The sequence below is a fragment of the Peribacillus sp. NPDC097284 genome, assembly GCF_044761765.1.
Classification (GTDB): Bacteria; Bacillota; Bacilli; order Bacillales; family DSM-1321; genus Peribacillus.
This window is the reverse complement of sequence record NZ_JBIWCZ010000026.1, coordinates 1-6,851: the sequence shown is the minus strand read 5'-3', so window position 1 is coordinate 6,851 and position 6,851 is coordinate 1. Positions and strand designations below refer to the sequence as shown.

Sequence of the window (6,851 nt, the reverse complement as noted above, 5' to 3'; positions counted from 1 at the left end):
CGTGGACCTAAGTCTTCGCGCACTAATTTCAATAGTTTCTTAACCGGACTGAGTTCCCGTCGTTTTTCTTTTCGTACCTGGACATCTTCTTCAAGTTGGATACCGTTCGTTTCTTTTTCAACTTTTTCCACTAATGCTTTTTCTATTTGAGTTAGTTTTTCCTCTGCCGTTAATGAGGAGGTTTCATCTTGAGTAGACAGTTCAAGACCCTCTTCATTTGCAATGGTCTGAATCTGTTGGTACGTTTCTTCGATTTTTTCTTGCAGCTTCGCCTCAAATTTGGTCGTCGCCTTTTTCCACACAAATGAATACTTGTTTGCGCTTGCTTCAATCTTTGTTCCGTCTAGAAAATAGTTCTCCATTGTGACGTGCTTTTCTTCTATTAGTTGATGAATCATTTCTTCAAATAGCTTCGGAAGGAGCTTATCCATTTGTTGTGTGCGAAATCGATTAATCGTTCGATAATCCGGTTTTTGCAAGGCAGCCAGCCACATTGTTGGGATATTTTCTTTAACCAGTTTGGCGATTTCACGACAGGAATAGACTTTTTGAGAATAGGCATACAAAATGACTTTCGTCATCATTTTAGGATGGTAAGAGCTACGTCCGCCACCATTATAGTGCTCAAAAAAGACATTATCTTCTACTGATTCAATCATTTGATCAATCACACGCGCCACGTGGTGAACCGGAATGAGATCCTGAATGTCAAAAATAACAGTGGTTTGTTGGTTATCATAGGGAATAAAAGTAGGTGTAGAATTTCGTTTTTGAGGAACGGTAGTTTCCTCTTGAATGGTGAGTGGTAGTATAGTTTGTTCCATGTTATAATTTTCTGTAGTGATCTTTGGATTGCTCATAAAAAATCGTCCTTTCGTAAATGGTGTGTGGTAACTTCATTTTACTAAAAAGGGCGATTTTTTTGTGCATAAATTTCATAAAAAAGGGTTGCCCTAAAAGTCATTTTTCTGACTTTTGGGACAGCCCCTTCTTTTTTATGCTGTCAAGAAGGTTCCCCTTTTTTACGACAAAATTATTTCAAATGTAAGAAAAACTAACATAACATATTGTGGAAAAATATAAATTATTATATAATTTTGAATATTCTAATCGATAAAAGGGGGAACTTACTTGAAGGAATTCATAGACGCTTTGAATGGAGTGTTATGGAGCTCACCGGTCATTTATATCTTATTGGGGGTCGGGCTATTATTCTCCATATTGACGCGTTTTCTACAAGTTAGGCATATTAAAGAAATGATTGTATTGATGTTCCGGGGAAAGAGTTCGAAAGCGGGGGTTTCTTCATTCCAGGCTTTATCCATTGCCCTTTCAGGACGTGTCGGGACAGGGAATATAGCTGGGGTGGCGACGGCCATCGCCTTCGGTGGACCAGGTGCGGTTTTTTGGATGTGGGCCATTGCTTTCATAGGGGCATCCAGCGCATTCATAGAATCTACGTTAGCCCAGATTTATAAAGTGAAGCAAGACGGTCAATATCGTGGGGGTCCTGCTTATTATATTGAAAAAGGGATAGGTTGGAAATGGTTCGCCGTCCTTTTCGCAGGCGCGGCACTTATCGCAATGGCAATTCTTATGCCGGGCGTCCAGTCCAATTCCATTGCCGCCGGAGTGGAAAATGCCTTCGGTGTTGAGCCGTTCATCACAGGAATTGCCGTGGTCCTTTTACTTGGGTTCATCATATTCGGTGGCGTAAAGAGGATCGCCAATGCCGCACAACTGATTGTTCCGTTTATGGCCCTCGGGTATATTCTATTATCCGTTATCATCGTCTTCATGAATATCACAGAATTACCCGGTGTCATATCATTAATATTTAGAAGTGCTTTTGGTCTGGATTCAGCATTTGGCGGGTTGATCGGGATGGCCATCGCGTGGGGAGTGAAACGCGGCGTGTACTCGAATGAGGCTGGTCAAGGAACGGGTGCTCACCCAGCAGCTGCAGCCGAAGTTTCCCATCCGGCCAAGCAAGGCCTTGTCCAAGCTTTTTCCGTTTATATAGACACCCTATTCGTTTGTTCGGCTACTGCCTTCATGATCTTATTCACAGGCATGTACAATACGCAAGCGGAAGATGGGACATCAATCGTGAATAACTTAGGAGAGGTGGAACCGGGTCCAGGCTATACACAAGCGGCCATTGATAGTGTGATTCCTGGGTTTGGTGCAGGATTCGTGGCTATAGCCCTCTTTTTCTTCGCCTTTACGACCATCATGGCCTACTATTATATCGCAGAAACGAACATTGCTTACCTGATGCGAAATCGGAATAGTAAATGGGCGATGCACACCTTGAAGGTCATTATCCTTGCCGCCACTTTTTATGGAACGATCCGAACGGCAGAAGTGGCTTGGGCCTTAGGGGATGCGGGGTTAGGAATCATGGTATGGCTCAATGTCATAGCGATTCTGATTCTAGCCAAACCAGCACTCATAACATTACGGGATTACGAGAAACAAAAGAAACAAGGGGTGGACCCAGTTTTTGATCCAAAAGCATTGGGGATTAAAAATGCGGATTTCTGGGAGCATGAATATATGAAGGATGAAGAGAAAATATCATAATCCTATGAAATGATATATGTATTTCAATTAAGCTAGCTCGAGTGATTGGGCTAGCTTTTTTTGATGTCATTACCAAAAAGGGAACTACATATTATGAGTAAAGAAATGGATAGCGGACTAGCGGAGTCGGGCGTGTCTTCATATTCACAAAGGTGGTAAATGGACCATTATTATACATTTGGTTATAATGAGACTATCTATAGGTAATCGTTCGTTCAGTTAATGTCACGGAAAAGGGAAAGTAAATAATCCTTCACTTAAGTTTGGTGAGAAGTTCGTAAAAAAGTGGTGGTAAAGGGAGGCGAGTGGAATGGTTGCCGTATTGGTTGCTGTATTTAAAGAAGTTGGAGAAATAGTGAGCTTGGTATTAGGATTGATTATCGCCTTGATGCTGATGGTTGGGTTGGGTGTAGCCCTTACAAAAGTACAAGAATCCGTTCTAGTACCCGCTGTTCGCAAGATCAAGAAAATGATGAGTAGAAGTTAGCGTAAATGCCTTCACTCCCCGAATCATTCTCGCAATATTCCCTACCTGACGAGATAAAAGCGGAGTGTAAAGAACACTCCGCCGTGTACTACTATTTTAATATAAAACTTTACCGTCTATGCTTGAATTAAAGGGTGACAATAATCGGGCCATTTTTAGTAAGGATAATCGTATGCTCCAATTGAGCTACAAAGCTTTTTTCTGTGGCATAGGTCCAATTATCTTCTTTTTGGAATACTTCTTCTTCAAAGGTTGAAATAAATGGCTCGAATGCGATAACCATCCCTTCCTTTAGTATTTCGTTATCCCAAGGATCATAATAATTACAAATATGGGCAGGTGCTTCGTGGATCTTTCGTCCGACACCATGTCCCGTAAGATTTTCGATAACAGTGAATCCATGTTGTTTCGCGGTTTCAAAGACCGCTTTTCCGATTTTGCTTTTCTTGGCACCAGGTTTTGCTTTCTTGAGACCTGCATCAAATGCCTTTTTAGCGACATCGCATAGTTTCGTTAAGACTTCATTGCCCTCTCCTACTACAAATGAGATTCCTGTATCTGCGAAATAACCATTCTTTGAAGCGGAGACATCTATATTTACGAGATCCCCTTCTTGAATAACCCGTTCACCTGGAATGCCATGCGCCACTTCTTCGTTAATGCTAATGCAAGTATAACCAGGAAAATCATATTCCCCTTTTGGGGCGGAAATGGCACCTGCCTTCTTTAGCAGTTCTCCAGCAATATCATCAAGTTCTTTGGTCGTTACGCCAGGGACTGATCTTTGTACCAATTCATCTCTAATGGAGGCAATAATTTTGCCGATTTCTTTCAAGCCATTAAAATCTTCTTCAGTCTTTGCAATCATTCTTTCACCTCATTAATTATTTATATAAGAGTTATTAATTGTACCCTTATTTCCACTTTAGTTAAAATAAATGTGAAAAAGTGCCTGACGAATTTATTCCGAAAACAGTTAGCTCCTTCACTCTTCTAAAAATATCAGAAACACAAGAAAAAACAACTGATGAGTGGCTGGTTTGAATCGTCCGATGTGAGATGAGAATGGTATCGAGGCAAGGGTAAGCAAAATGTAGCTATTTCAACGTAGAGGGAAAAAGCATGAATTACTGTTAAGGCGATTATAAAGGGAAGTTTTTTGAGAAGAAAAGGGGAGGGATACAAAGAAAAACCCTTTGCTTAAAAGCAAAGGGTTTCGAAGTATGGAGACTAGGGGGATCGAACCCCTGACCTCTTGGCTGCCAGCCAAACGCTCTCCCAGCTGAGCTAAGCCCCCGGGTTATGGTACAATAATTATTTTATTCGGAATCCGAAGAAAAGTCAATATTAAATTTTATAATTTGTAAAATGAGTAAGAAAAACCCGTTTGAAGGAATTCAAACGGGTTTTGTACATTAGCCATTTTCAATTTCCACTCTGGATATTTCACTGAGTTTAGAGACGGTATAGTACACCTCGGAAGTCTTGACTTTATAATCGACCAACACTTTTAGTGTTAAAAGGTGAAGGTCTTCTTCGACATCTTTAATCCGAAGCGCCTTGATGTAAATATTCTCTTCTTTAATTTTCTTCAGTACGATAGCAATATCATCTTTACCCTTGATCTCTAGCTTTAGAAAGATTTCCTTTTGTCTCAATTTTCTTGGTCCGAGCCAAGTGACAAGGGACGGCACCAATTCGACACTGATGATTAACAGGATGACTCCAGCGATCGCTTCAAGGAAGAATCCTGCCCCGACCGCAATCCCAATACCTGCGGCACCCCATATGATGGCGGCGGTCGTTAAACCGGAAATGCTGTTATTATCGCGACGCAGGATGACCCCTGCACCGATGAAACCGACCCCTGATACGATTTGGGCCGCAAGACGAAGAGGGTCCATCGTGATATTAACATCGTCACTGCCTGGAAATTTATAAGCTGATTCCAACGAAACGATTGTTAATAAACAGCTGACGATGGAAATGACCAGACTTGTTTTTAGTCCGACTGGTTTCCGTTTCATCTCCCTCTCTAACCCAATGATTAATCCGAGGAGAGCCGAAATCCCTAACTTTATCAATATCTGCAGTTCAGATTGAGGTTCGAACACCCATTCCATACCATTCACATCTCCTCAGAAAAGATAGAAGAATTAATAATCTATTCAATATAGCCCATTTCAAATAAACTATCCCTTATAATTCTACCATAGTAAAATAAACTTCAAACTAGAATTCGGGGAAAGAGGAGAGAGAATGCAGCCCAAACCAAAAATGAATCCCTATTTGGCTTTAGCTATAGGAGTAGCCTCGGTTTCTTTTTCGGCGATCTTGGTCAAATTAGCAACTGCGCCTTCGGGAATCATTGCTTTTTATCGATTATTATTTACCGTTCTATTGATGCTTCCTGTTTTCCTTATCAAGTACCGGCATGAACTCAAGCTCATCCGGAAAAAGGACTGGTTGTTATCGATTGCCGCTGGTGTGTTTCTAGCCTTTCATTTCATACTGTGGTTTGAATCGCTCAATTACACATCTGTGGCCAGTTCGACAGTCCTTGTCACACTTCAGCCGTTATTCGCTTTCGCGGGGGCTTACTTCTTTTTTAAAGAAAGGTTTTCGTTGAGAGCGATAGGTAGTGGCGTCATCGCGATAGCCGGAAGTTTTGTCATCAGCTGGGGAGATTTCCGAATCAGCGGGATGGCACTTTGGGGAGATGTCCTAGCCCTTATCGCATGTGCATTAGTAACGGGTTACCTATTGTTTGGACAGAGTGTTGTAAAACGTATCTCTTCTATAACATACACATTTGTCGTGTATAGCATTAGTGCGGTTACTTTGTTCGTCTATGTTCTTGTTAAAGGCGAGGCACTCGCGCCCTATGCCGTTGAAGATTGGATCTATTTCATTCTTCTTGCCATCTTTCCAACGTTATTAGGACATTCGTTATTCAACTGGACATTGAAATGGCTAAGTACTACAACCATTTCGATGGCGATACTTCTGGAGCCGGTAGGAGCCACGGTCCTTGCTTACTTTATTCTCGATGAGCCTATTCTATGGACTCAAGTTCTCGGAGGCACCATCATCTTGGTTGGTCTAACGACGTTTTTAAAAGCTGAAGGGAAAGAAGGTTGAAAAAGACTCATATAAAAGCAGTAAGTCTGACGCGACTTACTGCTTTTATTCATAGGGATAGAATAAATAGGTCATCCTGGTGAAAATCAAGGCGAAGATAAAGCTGAATAAGAAGGTCGTGCCGTTCACTTTCCCTTTTTCTTTACTGAATTTAATGGCTTCATAAAAAGCGGTGCAGAATAAATAAAGAGCCATGCTATAACAAATGAGTAGCGCAACCAATAAAAGATTCATCATTTCACCTCATAAAAAAGATATCAATCTATCTATATATAAATTCAAGATGAAATATGCGGGATATTTTAATTTTGTTACGGAGATAAAGTGAATGCAGGGGAAGTTTATATAGAAGAAATGAAAATGAAAACTTTTTTAAAAAAACTTTGTAAAAATATATTGCAAACATTTTTTATACATGGTATATTATTTCTTGTCGCTAAGACAGCAACTTAAACGGCTCAACAAGCTGTTGAAAATTATTTTAAAAAAGTTGTTGACAAACAGCAACGAAACATGATAAACTAACGAAGTCGCTTTGAGAGAAACGACAACGAAATTGCTCTTTGAAAACTGAACAAAACAAAGCGCCAACGTAAATTTTGAGTGAGCACACACTATAAAAAAGCAAAATGAGCAA

At 40.7% G+C, this 6,851-nt stretch carries 7 protein-coding genes and 1 tRNA gene; 3 read left to right on the top strand and 5 right to left on the bottom strand.

Translation table 11 applies throughout. The features are described 5' to 3' along the window. Positions 1-860 (bottom strand): transposase (locus ACIQXU_RS20730; RefSeq protein ID WP_402992112.1); only part of this gene is annotated, 860 nt, incomplete at its 3' end. Positions 861-1,131: 271 nt separating this feature from the next. Between ACIQXU_RS20730 and ACIQXU_RS20725 the strand changes: the two genes are divergently transcribed. Then, positions 1,132-2,586: an alanine/glycine:cation symporter family protein gene (locus ACIQXU_RS20725; RefSeq protein ID WP_402992110.1), complete on the top strand. Its 1,455-nt coding sequence runs from the start codon at positions 1,132-1,134 to the stop codon at positions 2,584-2,586. Positions 2,587-2,896: 310 nt separating this feature from the next. After that, positions 2,897-3,073 (top strand): hypothetical protein, encoded by a 177-nt coding sequence (locus ACIQXU_RS20720; protein WP_402876053.1) that lies wholly within the window; start codon positions 2,897-2,899, stop codon positions 3,071-3,073. A gap of 127 nt (positions 3,074-3,200) precedes the next feature. On the opposite strand, the gene map is transcribed toward ACIQXU_RS20720, so the two are convergent. The 3 genes from map to ACIQXU_RS20705 all read right to left on the bottom strand — a co-directional run bounded on the left by map (position 3,201) and on the right by ACIQXU_RS20705 (position 5,196). Further along, on the bottom strand, positions 3,201-3,941 hold the full coding sequence (gene map, locus ACIQXU_RS20715) for a type I methionyl aminopeptidase (RefSeq protein ID WP_402876055.1): 741 nt from the start codon (positions 3,939-3,941) through the stop codon (positions 3,201-3,203). Positions 3,942-4,297: 356 nt separating this feature from the next. Then, positions 4,298-4,370, bottom strand: a tRNA-Ala gene (locus ACIQXU_RS20710). Between the two features lie 118 nt (positions 4,371-4,488). After that, on the bottom strand, positions 4,489-5,196 hold the full coding sequence (locus ACIQXU_RS20705) for an MgtC/SapB family protein (protein ID WP_402876056.1): 708 nt from the start codon (positions 5,194-5,196) through the stop codon (positions 4,489-4,491). Positions 5,197-5,332: 136 nt separating this feature from the next. On the opposite strand from ACIQXU_RS20705, the gene ACIQXU_RS20700 reads away from it, so the two are divergent. Further along, a complete protein-coding gene (locus ACIQXU_RS20700) occupies positions 5,333-6,214 on the top strand; it encodes a DMT family transporter (protein ID WP_402954150.1) in 882 nt (293 codons plus the stop codon). Between the two features lie 45 nt (positions 6,215-6,259). On the opposite strand, the gene ACIQXU_RS20695 is transcribed toward ACIQXU_RS20700, so the two are convergent. Beyond that, entirely contained in the window at positions 6,260-6,448 is a 189-nt protein-coding gene (locus ACIQXU_RS20695) for a hypothetical protein (protein WP_402876058.1), read from the bottom strand. Between the last annotated feature and the right edge of the window lie 403 nt (positions 6,449-6,851).